Origin of the sequence: Rhizobium sp. PRIMUS64 (assembly GCF_023006465.1) — a bacterium.
GTDB classification, from domain to species: Bacteria; Pseudomonadota; Alphaproteobacteria; order Rhizobiales; family Rhizobiaceae; genus Rhizobium; species Rhizobium leguminosarum.
The window spans coordinates 16,002-29,456 of sequence record NZ_JALBGX010000046.1; the positions used below are offsets into that span (position 1 = coordinate 16,002).

At 63.0% G+C, this 13,455-nt stretch carries 13 protein-coding genes; 10 read left to right on the top strand and 3 right to left on the bottom strand.

All coding sequences use genetic code 11. The features are described 5' to 3' along the window. The 5 genes from MOV76_RS19015 to MOV76_RS19035 are packed head-to-tail and all read left to right on the top strand — an operon-like array spanning window position 1 to window position 6,237. Entirely contained in the window at window positions 1-1,413 is a 1,413-nt protein-coding gene (locus MOV76_RS19015) for an amidase (RefSeq protein ID WP_130654189.1), read from the top strand. Further along, a complete protein-coding gene (locus MOV76_RS19020; protein ID WP_130654188.1) occupies window positions 1,410-2,942 on the top strand; it encodes an ABC transporter ATP-binding protein in 1,533 nt (510 codons plus the stop codon). The genes MOV76_RS19015 and MOV76_RS19020 overlap by 4 nt, the downstream gene beginning before the upstream one ends. Beyond that, a complete protein-coding gene (locus MOV76_RS19025) occupies window positions 2,932-3,981 on the top strand; it encodes an ABC transporter permease (protein WP_130654187.1) in 1,050 nt (349 codons plus the stop codon). The genes MOV76_RS19020 and MOV76_RS19025 overlap by 11 nt, the downstream gene beginning before the upstream one ends. Continuing rightward, window positions 3,978-4,922: an ABC transporter permease gene (locus tag MOV76_RS19030; RefSeq protein ID WP_028732446.1), complete on the top strand. Its 945-nt coding sequence runs from the start codon at window positions 3,978-3,980 to the stop codon at window positions 4,920-4,922. Before MOV76_RS19025 ends, MOV76_RS19030 begins: the two co-directional genes overlap by 4 nt. Window positions 4,923-4,947: 25 nt before the next feature. Further along, window positions 4,948-6,237: an amidohydrolase family protein gene (locus MOV76_RS19035; RefSeq protein WP_130654186.1), complete on the top strand. Its 1,290-nt coding sequence runs from the start codon at window positions 4,948-4,950 to the stop codon at window positions 6,235-6,237. Window positions 6,238-6,300: 63 nt separating this feature from the next. Here MOV76_RS19035 and MOV76_RS19040 read toward each other — a convergent pair whose 3' ends face one another. Next, window positions 6,301-6,999 (bottom strand): ribonuclease activity regulator RraA, encoded by a 699-nt coding sequence (locus MOV76_RS19040; RefSeq protein ID WP_130654185.1) that lies wholly within the window; start codon window positions 6,997-6,999, stop codon window positions 6,301-6,303. Window positions 7,000-7,026: 27 nt separating this feature from the next. Beyond that, window positions 7,027-7,812: an SDR family oxidoreductase gene (locus tag MOV76_RS19045; protein ID WP_247265062.1), complete on the bottom strand. Its 786-nt coding sequence runs from the start codon at window positions 7,810-7,812 to the stop codon at window positions 7,027-7,029. A 93-nt stretch (window positions 7,813-7,905) separates the two neighbouring features. On the opposite strand from MOV76_RS19045, the gene MOV76_RS19050 reads away from it, so the two are divergent. After that, window positions 7,906-8,778 carry a LysR family transcriptional regulator gene (locus tag MOV76_RS19050; RefSeq protein ID WP_247265063.1) on the top strand — a complete coding sequence of 291 codons (873 nt, stop codon included), beginning with the start codon at window positions 7,906-7,908 and terminating at the stop codon, window positions 8,776-8,778. A 6-nt stretch (window positions 8,779-8,784) separates the two neighbouring features. On the opposite strand, the gene msrA is transcribed toward MOV76_RS19050, so the two are convergent. Further along, the gene (gene msrA, locus MOV76_RS19055; RefSeq protein WP_247265064.1) at window positions 8,785-9,294 is read right to left on the bottom strand and encodes a peptide-methionine (S)-S-oxide reductase MsrA; all 510 of its coding nucleotides are present in this window, start codon (window positions 9,292-9,294) and stop codon (window positions 8,785-8,787) included. A gap of 185 nt (window positions 9,295-9,479) precedes the next feature. On the opposite strand from msrA, the gene MOV76_RS19060 reads away from it, so the two are divergent. From MOV76_RS19060 to MOV76_RS19075, 4 genes are read left to right on the top strand one after another with little or no spacing between them, the layout of a single operon-like run. Next, the gene (locus MOV76_RS19060) at window positions 9,480-10,625 is read left to right on the top strand and encodes an extracellular solute-binding protein (protein WP_130654182.1); all 1,146 of its coding nucleotides are present in this window, start codon (window positions 9,480-9,482) and stop codon (window positions 10,623-10,625) included. Continuing rightward, on the top strand, window positions 10,625-11,515 hold the full coding sequence (locus tag MOV76_RS19065) for an ABC transporter permease (protein WP_130654181.1): 891 nt from the start codon (window positions 10,625-10,627) through the stop codon (window positions 11,513-11,515). The genes MOV76_RS19060 and MOV76_RS19065 overlap by 1 nt, the downstream gene beginning before the upstream one ends. Then, window positions 11,512-12,339 carry an ABC transporter permease gene (locus tag MOV76_RS19070; RefSeq protein ID WP_047622145.1) on the top strand — a complete coding sequence of 276 codons (828 nt, stop codon included), beginning with the start codon at window positions 11,512-11,514 and terminating at the stop codon, window positions 12,337-12,339. Before MOV76_RS19065 ends, MOV76_RS19070 begins: the two co-directional genes overlap by 4 nt. A gap of 34 nt (window positions 12,340-12,373) precedes the next feature. Next, window positions 12,374-13,453, top strand: a complete 1,080-nt coding sequence (locus tag MOV76_RS19075) for an ABC transporter ATP-binding protein (protein WP_130654180.1) — start codon at window positions 12,374-12,376, stop codon at window positions 13,451-13,453. The last annotated feature ends 2 nt before the right edge of the window (window positions 13,454-13,455 follow it).

A 13,455-nucleotide genomic window follows, 5' to 3' on the forward strand; every position in this document is an offset into this window, starting at 1 on the left:
ATGAAGGACGATGCGACGGATCTGGCGGCAGCGATCAGAAATGGCAATCTGAGCGCTGCAGAGGCGATGCAGGCTTCTCTTGCCGCAGCTCAGCGGCAGGAGCCGCTCGGCGCCATCGCCTATCTCGATGCCGCCATGGGTCTCGCCTGGGCCGACGGCCGCGACCGGGAAAATCGGAGCGAGCCCGAACGCTTTTCCAACAGGCCGTTTGCCGGCGTGCCGATCTTGGCGAAGGATCTTGGCGGCCCCTTCGCCGGGCTGCCGGTCACGGCCGGCTCCCGTCTCTTCGAAAGAAAAGGCGGCGAAGCGGACTCCGATCTGGCTGCCCGTTTCCGCGAGGCCGGCTTCTGCCTGTTCGGCCTGACGACCAGCCCGGAATTCGGCCTTTCGCTTGCCAGCGAACCGGCAATCGGGCCGATCTGCCGCAATCCGCTTGATCCGGCCCGGACCGCGGGTGGTTCCTCCGGCGGTGCGGCGGCAGCGGTTGCCGCCGGGATCGTCGCGATTGCGCATGCCACCGATGCCGGCGGTTCGATCCGTGTGCCGGCTGCCTGCTGCGGCCTTGTTGGAATGAAGCCGACGCGCGGCGCCATCCCCGGCGGACCATCTTTCGGCAATCACCTCGCCGGCATTGCGAGCGAACTCGCGGTTTGCCGTTCGGTGCGAGATACGGCGCTGATTTTCGACGAACTGAGCGGCAATTCACGAGGCCCCTTTGCTGATCCCTCCCCTGTCGATATCGTTAATGGCCGTCTACGGATCGGCCTGTTGATCGATACCGGAGCGGCCTATCCGACCGAGGGTGATCGGCTCGCAGCCGTCGAGGATGCGGCTCGTGCCCTCGAGAGTGACGGGCACATTATCGTCCCGCTAAGCTGGGCCGAGTTCGAATCGAGCGTCGCCGCCAGCGGCCGCGCCTTCGCCGATATTGTCTCCGTCAACCTTGCGGCGCTCATGAAGGCTGCGGCGCTTGATGAAAGCCGGGCCGAGCCTCTGACGCAGGCTTTCGCGGCGCGCGGACGGGCGCTTTCGGTCACATCGCTCTGGAACACGCTGAACGAGGCCGTCCTGGTGAGCCATAAGCTCTGGGCGCTATTCGACAGAATCGATTGTATCCTCATGCCGATGCTTTCGTCTGCGCCTCTTGTGATCGGCTCCTTTCCGTCCGATCATGCCGATACGGATCTGCATCTCGAGCGGATGACGGCATTTGCGCCGCTTGCCTGCCTCGCCAATATTTCGGGTTTTCCTGCTTTGACTTTGCCTTTCGGACAGGATGAGCATGCCATGCCGCTGCCGGTGCAGATCATGGCGCCGATGGGTCACGAGCCGAGGCTCCTGTCGCTTGCCGCACGCCTGGAGGCCGAGGGGCGGTGGCAGCACCGTTTTCCCGTTGCAGGACTGACGTCATGACTGGGCCGGTGCTGGAGATTATCGGCGTCAGCAAGCGCTTCGGCGCCAATCTCGCCAATGACGATATTTCCATGACGCTTGCCGGGGGTGAGGTCGTCGCCCTGCTCGGCGAGAACGGCGCGGGCAAGACCACGCTGATGAGCATCCTTTTCGGTCATTACATGCCGGATGCCGGCCGAATCCTGATCGAGGGCACGGAGGTGCCGCCGGGCAAGCCGCGCGCAGCGATCCGTGCTGGCGTCGGCATGGTCCATCAGCATTTTTCGCTTGCGCCCAATCTGAGCGTTCTCGAAAATGTCATGACCGGCACGGAAAGACTCTGGTCCTGGCGCTCGGGGACGCCAGCGGCGCGGACAAAGCTACTGGCAATTTCCGAGCGCTTCGGCCTCAAGGTCGATCCGGATGCCCGCCTTGGCGACCTATCGGTCGGCGAGCAGCAGAGAGTCGAGATCCTCAAAGCGCTTTACAACGACGCCCGTATCCTGATCCTCGACGAGCCGACAGCAGTGCTGACCAACATCGAAGCCGAGCGGCTGTTCACAACGCTGAAGGAAATGGCCCGCCAGGGCCTGTCGCTGATCTTCATCTCGCACAAGCTCGACGAGGTCATGGCAGCGGCCGACCGCATCGTGGTCTTACGCGGCGGCAAGATGGTCGCCGAACGCAAGGCGTCGGAAACCAGCAAGGCGGAACTCGCCGAACTGATGGTCGGGCGCCGTGTGACGCGGCCCGTGCGCGAGCCGTCGACACCCGGCGCCGTTGCCCTCGAAGCGGTCGATGTGACGGTGCGCACCGGCGGCATCGATCGGCTGAAGTCGATCAGCTTCCGGCTGCACCAGGGCGAGATCCTCGGCATCATCGGCGTTTCGGGCAATGGCCAGGCGACATTGGCGCATCTTCTCTCCGGTATGCTGGCGCGCAGCGCTGGCGACCTGCTGCTGTTTGGCGAAGCCATCGGCAATCTTGGTGTTACAGATGTCGTCGACGCCGGCATCGGCCGCATTCCCGAGGACCGCAACGAGGAGGGCGTGATCGGCGAAATGGCGATCTGGGAAAACACCGTGCTTGAGCGCATCGCATCACCGGCCTTTTCTCGCCGTGGTTTCGTCAACCGCAAGGCGGGCATGGCCTTTGCCAGGGAGATTATCGACGGGTTCGATGTTCGAGGCGGCGGCCCGGCCATCCGCACCCGGCTGCTCTCGGGCGGCAATATGCAAAAGCTCATTCTCGGCCGCAACCTGCATCAGCGGCCGCGCATCCTGATTGCCGCGCAGCCGGCGCGCGGTCTCGATGAAGGGGCCGTGGCGGCTGTCCACGCGCGCCTGCTCGAAGCCCGCCGGCAAGGTACCGCCGTGCTGTTGATCTCGGAAGATCTCGACGAGGTGATCGCGCTTGCCGATCGCATACAGGCAATCGTCGGCGGCCGCCTGTCTCCGCCCGTCGAGGCCGAAAGCGCCGACGCCCGTAAGCTGGGGCTGATGATGGCCGGCGAATGGCAGGAAAGCCCAGAGGCCGGCCATGCGATTTGAGCGCCGCGAACATCGTCCGCTTTACCTGCTGATCGTCACCCCTGTGATCGCGGTCATCGCGGCACTGGCGCTGGCCGGCATCCTGATATCAATTGCCGGCGCGCCTGTTATCGATGCCTATTGGCGAATCCTGACCGGTGCCTTCGGCTCGCGGCTGTCGGCGACCGAAACGCTGACGCGGGCAACGCCGCTGATGCTGACGGGGCTTGCCGCCGCCGTCGCTTTCCGGGCGCGGCTCTGGAATATCGGTGCCGAGGGGCAATTCTATCTCGGCGCTGTCGCCGTTGCCGCGGCGAGCTCGAAGCTGCTCGGCAATCTTCCCGCACCCATCCTCATTCCGCTGCTGCTGCTGGTCGGCGCCATTGCCGGCATGGTGTTGATCCTGATCCCCCTCTGGCTCAGGTTGCGCTTCTCGGTCGATGAAGTCGTCACCAGCCTGCTCTTGAACTTCATCGCTGTGCTCTTCGTCTCGATGCTGATCGACGGCATCCTCAAGGACCCGCTCGCCTTCGGCTGGCCGCAATCGCAATCCGTCAGCGATCACGCCATGCTGCCGAAGCTGATCGCCCGCTCGCGCCTGCATATCGGCTTTGTGATCGCGATCGCCCTGGCGGTCGTCGTCCATTTCATCCAGTCGCGCACCGTGTTCGGCATGCAGTCGCGCGCCGCAGGTCTCAATCCCGGCGGCGCGGTCTTCGCCGGCGTCCCGCTCGGCAGAACGCTGGTGAAGGTCGCCTGTCTCTCCGGCGGGCTTGCAGGGTTGGCGGGAGCGATCGAGGTCATGGGCGTCAAGGGTTATGTGACGACCGATCTGTCGCCGGGTTTCGGCTATGCCGGTATTGTTGTCGCGATGCTCGCCAACCTCAATCCTCTCGGCGTCGTCTTCGCGGCCATTTTCACCGCCACCATGTTCGTGGGCGCGGATGGCATGAGCCGAGGCCTCGGCATACCCACATATATCGCCGATGTCACGGTGGCGCTGTCGCTGCTGACGATGCTGATTGCCTTGTTCTTCACCCAATACAGGATCCGGCGATGATGCAGCTGTTCGACATCATCGCTTCATCAGGGCTCTGGGCGGCAATCCTGCGGATCGCCACGCCGCTGATTTTCGGCACGCTCGGCGCACTGCTCTGCGAACGGGCGGGTGTGCTCAATCTCGGCATCGAAGGCATCATGACCTTCGGTGCGATGATCGGTTGGCTTTCTGTCTATCACGGCGCCGATCTCTGGACCGGCCTGCTGATTGCTGGCGTGGCCGGTGGGGTCTTCGGCCTGCTGCATGCCGGGCTGACGGTGACGCTCGGCCTCTCCCAGCATGTCTCCGGTCTCGGGGTGACGCTGTTTGCCTCGAGCTTCAGCTATTATGTCTTCCGGCTGATCGTGCCGCTTGCCAATACGCCGCCCACCATCGTGCCGTTCCAGCCGATCGCTATTCCCGGCTTGTCGACGCTGCCTTTCATCGGGCCGGCCTTCTTCACGCAGACGGCGCCGACCTATCTTGCGATCGTAATCGCCCTGCTGATGGCCTACATCATCTTCCGCACGCCCGTCGGCCTTGCGATCCGCATGACCGGCGAGAACCCGCATGCGGCGGAAGCTCAAGGCGTCAATCCGATGAAGGTGCGTTACGGCGCGGTGATTGCCGGAAGCGCGCTGATGGGAATGGGCGGGGCTTTCCTGACTTTGTCGGCGTTCAACAGCTTCTTTCCGACCATGGTTCAGGGGCGCGGCTGGATCTGCATCGCGCTCGTCGTCTTCGCCTCCTGGCGGCCCGGCCGAGCGCTGTTCGGCGCGCTGCTCTTTGCCTTCTTCGACGCCTTTCAGCTTCGGCTGCAAACCGCACTCAGCGGGCTCGTGCCCTATCAGCTCTTTCTGATGACGCCCTATATCCTTTCCATTGCCGCCCTTGCCGTCATGGCCCGCCGCGCCCGCGTTCCGCAGGCGCTGATGCAGCCCTATCGGCGCGGCGAACGCTGAATCACTTCTGTCCAATGAGGCTCCGATGTTCGATCTGATCGTCAGAAATGCAAATCTCCCCGATGGCCGAAAGGGGATCGATATCGGTATCCAGGGCGGCAAGATCATCGCTGTCGAGCCTAATCTCCAGGCGCAGGCAGGAGAAGAGATCGACGCGACCGGCCGGCTCGCCACCCCGCCCTTCGTCGATCCGCATTTCCATATGGACGCTACGCTGTCGCTCGGCCTGCCGCGTATGAACGTGTCCGGCACGCTGCTCGAGGGCATCGCGCTCTGGGGGGAATTGCGGCCGATCGTGACGAAGGAGGAACTGGTCGATCGCGCGCTGCGTTATTGCGATCTGGCGGTCACGCAGGGCCTGCTCTTCATCCGCAGCCATGTCGATACCAGTGATCCCAGACTGGTGACCGTCGAGGCGATGATCGAGGTTCGCGAGAAGGTCGCGCCCTATATCGATCTGCAGCTGGTCGCCTTCCCCCAGGATGGTTATTACCGCTCGCCGGGCGCGATCGACGCGCTCAACCGCGCTCTCGACATGGGCGTCGATATCGTCGGCGGCATTCCGCATTTCGAACGGACGATGGGTGAAGGTACGGCGTCGGTCGAGGCGCTCTGCCGCATCGCCGCCGATCGGGGCCTGCCGGTCGATATCCATTGCGACGAAACCGACGATCCGCTCTCGCGCCATATCGAGACGCTGGCTGCGGAAACCATCCGCTTCGGCCTGCAGGGGCGCGTCGCCGGCTCGCATCTGACCTCGATGCATTCGATGGACAATTATTACGTCTCCAAGCTCATTCCGCTGATGGCGGAGGCCGAGATCAACGTCATCCCCAATCCACTGATCAACATCATGCTGCAGGGCCGGCACGACACCTATCCGAAACGCCGCGGCATGACTCGCGTGCGGGAGCTGATGGATGCTGGGCTCAATGTTTCCTTCGGGCACGACTGCGTCATGGACCCCTGGTATTCGATGGGGTCGGGCGACATGCTGGAGGTCGGCCATATGGCAATCCATGTCGCTCAGATGGCCGGCATCGACGACAAGAAGAAGATCTTCGACGCGCTGACCGTCAATTCGGCGAAGACGATGGGGATTGCAGATTACGGCCTGGAAAAGGGATGCAACGCCGACCTTGTCATCCTTCAGGCCAGCGACACGCTGGAAGCGCTGCGGCTGAAGCCGAACCGGCTGGCGGTGATCCACCGTGGCAAGGTCATCGCCCGCTCGGCGCCACGCATCGGTGAGCTTTTTCTGGACGGGCGCCCGGCCCGGATCGACGGCGGCCTGGATTACGTACCTCGCTATTGAGATAGGGCGAAAGCAAAAAGGGCCGAGAAGCCGCGGCCCTCCTCAATCCGCCTGGCCTGGAGCCTATTTCTTCGAGGCCTCGTAGAGCGCCTTTGTTTCGGCGTTCATCGGGTAGAGGCCGGGCAGCGGTACTCCCTCATCGATCCTGGTCATGATCCAGGCTTCCATGCGCTCCTGTTCCAGCGCTTCATCAAGCACCGCCTCCAGCAGATCGGCCGGAATCAGCACAGCGCCGTCCTGGTCGACGACGATAATATCGTCAGGGAAGACAGCCACGCCGCCGCAGCCGATCGGTTGCTGCCAAGCGACGAAGGTGAGGCCGGCGACCGATGGGGGTGCTGCGACGCCGCGGCACCAGACCGGCAGGTTGGCATCGAGCACACCGGCAAGGTCGCGCACGACGCCGTCGGTGACGAGTGCGGCAACGCCTCGCTTCTGCATGCGGGCGCAGAGGATATCGCCGAAGATGCCGGCATCGGTGACGCCCATCGCATCGACGACGGCGACACAGCCCTCCGGCATCGCCTCGATCGCGGCGCGGGTCGAGATCGGCGAGGCCCAGGATGCCGGCGTCGCCAGATCTTCACGAGCCGGAACGAAGCGCAGGGTGAAGGCCGGGCCGACGATGCGCGGCTGGTCGGGCTTCAGCGGAACGGCGCCGCGGATCCAGACGTTGCGCAGGCCCTTCTTCAGAAGAACGGTCGTCAGGGTCGCCGTCGAGACGGTCTTGAGGGTTGCTATCGCTTCAGCGCTGAGGGCCATCGGGTATCGGTTCCAATTCGGTTTCTGTCAGATGCCCTGGATCATGCCGCCATCGACGCGGATCACCGATCCGGTAAGATAGGAGGCAGGCTCGCTCGCCAGGAAGGTGACGACATTGCCATATTCTTCCGGCCGGCCATAGCGGCCGAGCGGAATGCTGCCGGTGCTTTCTGCGACGACGTCATCGACGGAGCGGTTTTCGCGTTTGGCCTTCTGCTCGTCGAGGAAGGTGATGCGGCCGGTGGCGATCCGGCCCGGCAGGACGATGTTGACGGTAATGCCGTCGCGCCCGACCTCACGCGCCAGCGTTTTCGACCAGCCGACCAATGACAGGCGCAACGCATTCGAGATGCCGAGATTGGGGATCGGCGCGACCACGCCCGACGAGGTCGAGGTGACGATGCGACCCCATTTGCGCGCTCGCATCTCAGGCAGCACGCGATCGGTAATGGCGATGACGGAGAGCACCATGCTCTGGAAATACTGGTTCCAAAGCATCGGATCCTGGCCGGAGACGGTGGTCGGCGGTGGGCCGCCGGTATTGTTGACGAGGATATCGACCGGTCCGAACTGCTGTTCGATTGCAGCGACATGCGCATCGATCGAACCGAGATCGGAAAGGTCCCATTGCAGAGCCAGTGCCTTGCCGCCTTCGGATTCGATCGCCGCCGTGGTCTTCTCAGCGGCGGCGAGATCGATATCCGCCGCGGCAATTCTGGCGCCTTCGCGCGCAAGCTTGACGGCAATCGCGCTGCCCAATCCGCCGCCGGCACCAAGCACCAGGGCCGTCTTGTCCTTCAGGCCGAAATCCATTTCATCTCCTCATATGGTCGGGCCATCTTTCGGAGCAATGGATCGTAAATAAAATATGGCTTCTGCTTCGTTCAAGAGATAGAAAAACTATCGATGGACACACGTTTTCTCGAAACCTTCATTGTCGTTGCCGAGCGGCACTCGCTGGCGGAGGCCGCCCAGCGGCTGAACCTCACGCCTGCGGCCGTCGCCCAGCGCATCCGCGCATTGGAGGCCGAGCTCGGGGTGCGGCTGCTGGTGCGTTCCGGCCGCGTCATGCGGCCGACGGAGGCGGGTTTTGCCATTCTCGACCGTTGCAGGGATCTGGTGCGCGATACACGCGACCTGAAGGCGATGGCCGGTTCCGCGACGATTTCGGGCGAGATGCGGATCGGGGCGATCAATACGGCGCTGACCGGCCTCGTTCCCGACATTCTCCACCGTCTCGCCCAGGACTATCCGCTGATCGAGATCTTCCTCAAGCCGGGCGCGTCGATGGACCTCTATGCCGAGGTTTTGAACGGCGCGCTGGATGCGGCCTTCATCATCGAACCGCGATTTCCGATGCAGAAGACACTGACCTTCAACAAGCTGCGCCAGGAACCCCTGGTGCTGATCGCTCCGCGGGACTGTGAGGGGGCGGATCCGCTCGAACTGTTGAAGGCCCTGCCCTTCATTCGCTACGACCGCAACCAGTGGGGTGGTCACATCGCCGATGAATATCTGCGCGAGATCGGCATCCATCCGGTCGAGCGCTATGAGCTCGATGCGCTGGAGGCGATCGCGGTGATGGTAGACCGCGGTCTCGGAATCTCGATCGTGCCGGATTGGGCGCCGCCCTGGCCGGCTGGCCTTGATATTCTCAAGCTGCCCCTGCCCCGCTCGTCCGCCGTTCGCACCGTCGGCATCGTGGTGACGCGATCCTCGCCGAGGACAAATCTCGTCGCCGCGCTTCTAGAAACCAGCCGCGCGGCGATGGGAACCTGATCAATTTCAAGCGATCTTCTGGTGGACCGGCAGTTTCCAGCCGGGCCGAACGAAATGGCAGGTATAGCCGTTCGGAATCCGCTCCAGATAATCCTGGTGCTCGGGTTCTGCCTCCCAGAAATCGCTAACCGGCACGACTTCGGTGACGACCTTGCCGGGCCACAGGCCTGATGCGTCGACATCGGCGATCGTATCCTTGGCGACACGCTCCTGCTCAGGGGTGACGTAGAAGATCGCCGAGCGGTAGCTCAAGCCAACATCATTACCCTGGCGGTTGCGCGTGCTCGGGTCGTGGATCTGGAAGAAGAATTCGAGGATTTCCCGAAAGCTGATCCTTGTGGGGTCGAAGATGATCTCGATCGCCTCGGCATGGGTTCCGTGGTTGCGGTAGGTGGCATTCGGCACATCGCCGCCGGTATAGCCGACGCGGGTCGAAATCACGCCCTTGTATCGGCGGATGAGGTCCTGCATGCCCCAGAAGCAACCGCCGGCGAGGACTGCACGTTCTTCGGTCATTGGATATCTCCTTTTCCGCAACAGATAGTATCTCCTGTCGCCGATTTCCACACGGTGCAAAGAGCACAGCTGTGCAATTTCCCTCAGATACGCCCGATCTGTCATGTCGATGTTACGCGCCGGCGCTAGCAAGGCCTCGGACAATCCTGCGGAGGCCGAGCCTCGACACCTGATGGAGACGGGTTATGAATAGACGCGAATTTCTGATCACATCGTCAGCTACAGCCGGTCTGCTGGCTCTTCCGCGTTTCGCATCGGCCGCAGCCGGCACGATCGATCTCTACAGCGGTTCGGATGCCAATATCGTCGACCTCTGGAACAACGTCATCCGCCCGGCCTTCGAAAAGGCGCATCCCGGCGTTGCCCTGAAGGTGACCGATGCCGGCGACAATAACGGCTTGGGCGCCATCGCCGACCGTGCGCTTGCCGCGCTGAAGACGAAGACCGATCCGCAAGCCGACCTCTTCGAGCAATTCGATCCGCGTCTGCCATCCGGCGGCATCGATGCCGGCCTCTGGGTGAAGTTCTCCGCCGAGAACATCGAGGGCTACGACCATATCAACCCGCTTGCCTTCGATACCCCCTACTCCCTTCCCTATCGCGGTTCGCAGGTCCTTCTCGCCTATGACACGACCAAGCTCGATCCGAAGGATGCGCCGAAGAGCTGGGATCAGCTCACCGCCTGGATCAAGGCCAATCCGGGCCAGTTCATCTACAACCGTCCCGACAAGGGCGGTTCGGGCGGAAACTTCGTCCGCCGCGCCATCCATGAGGCCAATGGCCGCGATCCGAAGAAGTTCAAGGTCGACAATTTCACCGCCGACTTCGCCACTGAGACGCTGACACCGGCCTGGAAGATCCTCAACGACCTCGCCCCGGCGCTTTACGACAAGGGCGCCTATACGGCCGGCAACACCCAGTCGATCCAGTTGCTCGCCCAGGGCGTCGTCACCATGGTGCCGGTCTGGTCGGACCAGGTGCTGCAGGCGATCTCCCAGGGTGTGCTGCCTGATACGACCGGCCTCGTGCAGCTTACCGATCTCGCCCTCTGCGGCGGTTTCTCCAGCATCACCGTCTTCTCCAACGGCGCCAACAAGGATGCGGCGCTGAAGCTTGCCGCATTCATGCTGACGAAGGAAATGCAGGAAGCGATCATCACCGAGATCGGCGGCTTCCCCGCCATCTCGTGGGATCACATCTCCGACGATCTTCGCAAGAAATATGCCGACGTTATTCCCTCAACCATTCCGACCTTCCCGGGAGGCGATTGGGAAAAGGCGATCGCCGACGGCTGGTACCGCAACGTCGCTCCGGGCATCAGCCGCACCTGATGTCCACTGACACTGCGCCGGCGGTTCTGCGCCGTCACCGGTCCATGAGAAGGGGGAGCTCTATCGGGCTCCTCCTCGTTGCTCTGCCGGTCTTCCTGGTTGCATGGCTGGTCGTCTTTCCGATCCTTTCGGCGGTCGTCGGCACAATCTTTGTTCGAGGCCCTAACGGAGCGACGGAATTCTCGCTTGCCTCCTACCGCTTCTTCTTCACCGACGGCTACAGCCTCGGCAATCTGTGGCTGACGCTCTGGACCACCGCCGTCTGCGGTATCCTGCTTCTGGCGATCGGCCTTCCGATCGCGCTTTACCTTCGGTTCTCGCAGGGGCGATTTGCCGCCTATGTGCAGGGCATGGCGATCTTTCCAATGTTCGTCCCATCGATCATCCTCGCTTATGCGCTGATCAGGACGATCGGCCCGAACGGCACCGTCGACCTGTTGCTGAATTCCGTCGGCCTACCCAAGCTGCGCACGCCCTATCTGACACCGTGGGGACCGGTCATCGGTCTCGTCTGGGACAATCTTCCGCTCACGGTGCTGATGCTGACATCAGGGCTTTCCTCCATTTCGAACAGTGCGATCGAAGCCGCGCGCGATGTCGGCGCAAGGCCGCTTCGGGTCTTCGTCTCGATCATCCTGCCGCGCATGGGTAACTCGCTGCTGGTGACTGCATCCTTTGCGGTGCTTGGCATCTTCTCCGCCTTCACCCTACCCTATGTGCTCGGCTCGGCATCACCGGAGATGATGGGGCCGTTCATGCAGCGCACTTTCGCCGATATGAACGACCCGCTGAACGCCATGACCCAGGCCGTCATCACATTCGGCTTCTGCCTGATCTTCGGCATCCTCTACATCAGGTCGATCGCCCGCAACCGCGAGGCCCAGCCATGAATGCCGGCGGATCGAGCTTCGGCCTGCGCTTCGACTGGATCGGCCTGCTCTTCGCGTGCCTGCTGACGCTGTTCATCGCGCTGCCGCTTATCGTCGTCGGCACATGGGCCTTCACCGAGATCTGGCGTTACCCCTCGGTGATCCCGCAGCAGTTCGGCCTGCGCTTCTGGGGCCAGACGCTGGCGCGCGGGGATGTCTGGGACGCACTCTTCCTCAGCCTACGGCTGACGACGACGGTCACCATTCTTTCCGCCGTCATCTGCCTTCCCGCCGCTTATGCTTTCGCGCGCATGCGCTTTCCCGGCAGAAACATCCTGTTCCTGTCGTTTCTGGCATCGCATGCCTTTCCGAAATTCGGCCTGCTCGTCGCCATTGCCGGCATCTTCCTGCAGCTCGGCCTGATCAGCACCTTCTGGGGCGTCGTGCTGATCCAGCTCGTCGGCACGCTGATGCTGATGATCTGGATTCCCGTCGCAGCCTTCCAGAATGTCGACCGGCGCATGGAAGAGGCAGCACGCGATGCCGGTGCAACGCCGCTGCGCGTCTTCTGGTCGATCACGCTGCCGCAGGCGGCGCCGACGATATCAGCCGCGCTGCTCTTGACCTTCGTCGGCACCTTCTACGAGACCGAAGGCGCCTGGCTGATCGGCGCGCCCGAGATTCGCACCATGCCGGTGCTGATGATCAGCTTCATCAACAACCAGATCGTCGTGCAATACGGCGCCGTGCTCTCCGTCATGCTGTGGGTGCCGTCCTTCATCGCGCTGATGTTTGCACGCCGCGTGATCGGCACCGGCGCCTTTGCGAGAGGCTTCGGCGCGTGAAGCTTTGCGTGTCAGTTCAGGGAAGGGTTTGAGAATGGCACATCTGGCGATCGAAGGCGTTTCGAAGCTGTTCGGGACCACTTTTGCTGTTCGCGACTTCTCGCTCGAAGTCGGCGACGGCGAGCTCGTTTGTCTGCTCGGCCCATCCGGTTCCGGCAAGTCGACGCTTCTCAGAATGATCGGCGGCTTCGAGCGACCGAGCGGCGGAACCATCCGCATCGACGCCAAGGATGTGACGACGATGCCGCCCGAGCGGCGCCCGACCGGCATGGTGTTCCAGAACCATGCGCTCTGGACGCACATGGACGTCTTCAACAATATCGCTTTTGGCCTGAAGCTCCGCCGGCTGCCGAAAGCGGAAATCCGTGAGCGTGTCGAGGCTGCACTGGCGCTTGTCGGTCTTGCCGATTACGGCCGCCGGATGACGACGCAACTGTCGGGCGGCCAGCAGCAGCGTGTCGCCCTTGCCCGCTCGCTCGTGCTCGAGCCGAAGATCCTTCTGCTCGACGAGCCCTTCGCCAGCCTCGACCAGCATCTGCGCGAGAGGCTGCGGGAGGAGGTGCGCGATATCCAGCAGCGCCTCGGCATCACCACGCTCTTCGTCACGCACGGTCAGGACGAGGCCTTAGCGCTGGCCGACCGCATCGTCGTCATGCGCGACGGACGCACCGAACAGATCGCGCCACCAAGCACCATCTACCGACAGCCGCAGACGGCCTTCGTCGCCGGTTTCATCGGCTCGATGAATTTTGTCCAGAGCCGCGTTAGAAACGGTGTCTGCGAGCATCCGCTCTTTCCGCTTGCCGTTCCCGTCGAGGACGGGCCGGTGACGCTGGCCGCCCGCCCGGAAGCGCTGACGATCCGTCCCTCGGATCGGGCGGATGCCGCGACAGTCCATCGCGCCGTCGATTTCGGCACCCACAAGATGGTCGATGTCGATCTTGCCGACGGCAGCCGTCTGAAGGCGATGGTGGCGCCCGACGATCGCGTCCGGGCCGGGATGAGGGTCGAGCCGAGCTTCGCCGGCTTTTTCGTCTTCCGCGACAACGAACTCGTCCATCAGTCGATGCCGGCAAAGGGCGATGTGGAGATCGAAGAGCTCCTGCGGGTTTAGAC

Excerpts from the sequence above, each read along its gene's own strand:
- MOV76_RS19015 (WP_130654189.1), top strand. The coding sequence starts at position 1 with ATGAAGGACGATGCGACGGATCTGGCGGCAGCGATCAGAAATGGCAAT.
- MOV76_RS19020 (WP_130654188.1), top strand. The coding sequence starts at position 1,410 with ATGACTGGGCCGGTGCTGGAGATTATCGGCGTCAGCAAGCGCTTCGGC.
- MOV76_RS19025 (WP_130654187.1), top strand. The coding sequence starts at position 2,932 with ATGCGATTTGAGCGCCGCGAACATCGTCCGCTTTACCTGCTGATCGTC.
- MOV76_RS19030 (WP_028732446.1), top strand. The coding sequence starts at position 3,978 with ATGATGCAGCTGTTCGACATCATCGCTTCATCAGGGCTCTGGGCGGCA.
- MOV76_RS19035 (WP_130654186.1), top strand. The coding sequence starts at position 4,948 with ATGTTCGATCTGATCGTCAGAAATGCAAATCTCCCCGATGGCCGAAAG.
- MOV76_RS19040 (WP_130654185.1), bottom strand. The coding sequence starts at position 6,999 with ATGGCCCTCAGCGCTGAAGCGATAGCAACCCTCAAGACCGTCTCGACG.
- MOV76_RS19045 (WP_247265062.1), bottom strand. The coding sequence starts at position 7,812 with ATGGATTTCGGCCTGAAGGACAAGACGGCCCTGGTGCTTGGTGCCGGC.
- MOV76_RS19050 (WP_247265063.1), top strand. The coding sequence starts at position 7,906 with ATGGACACACGTTTTCTCGAAACCTTCATTGTCGTTGCCGAGCGGCAC.
- msrA (WP_247265064.1), bottom strand. The coding sequence starts at position 9,294 with ATGACCGAAGAACGTGCAGTCCTCGCCGGCGGTTGCTTCTGGGGCATG.
- MOV76_RS19060 (WP_130654182.1), top strand. The coding sequence starts at position 9,480 with ATGAATAGACGCGAATTTCTGATCACATCGTCAGCTACAGCCGGTCTG.
- MOV76_RS19065 (WP_130654181.1), top strand. The coding sequence starts at position 10,625 with ATGTCCACTGACACTGCGCCGGCGGTTCTGCGCCGTCACCGGTCCATG.
- MOV76_RS19070 (WP_047622145.1), top strand. The coding sequence starts at position 11,512 with ATGAATGCCGGCGGATCGAGCTTCGGCCTGCGCTTCGACTGGATCGGC.
- MOV76_RS19075 (WP_130654180.1), top strand. The coding sequence starts at position 12,374 with ATGGCACATCTGGCGATCGAAGGCGTTTCGAAGCTGTTCGGGACCACT.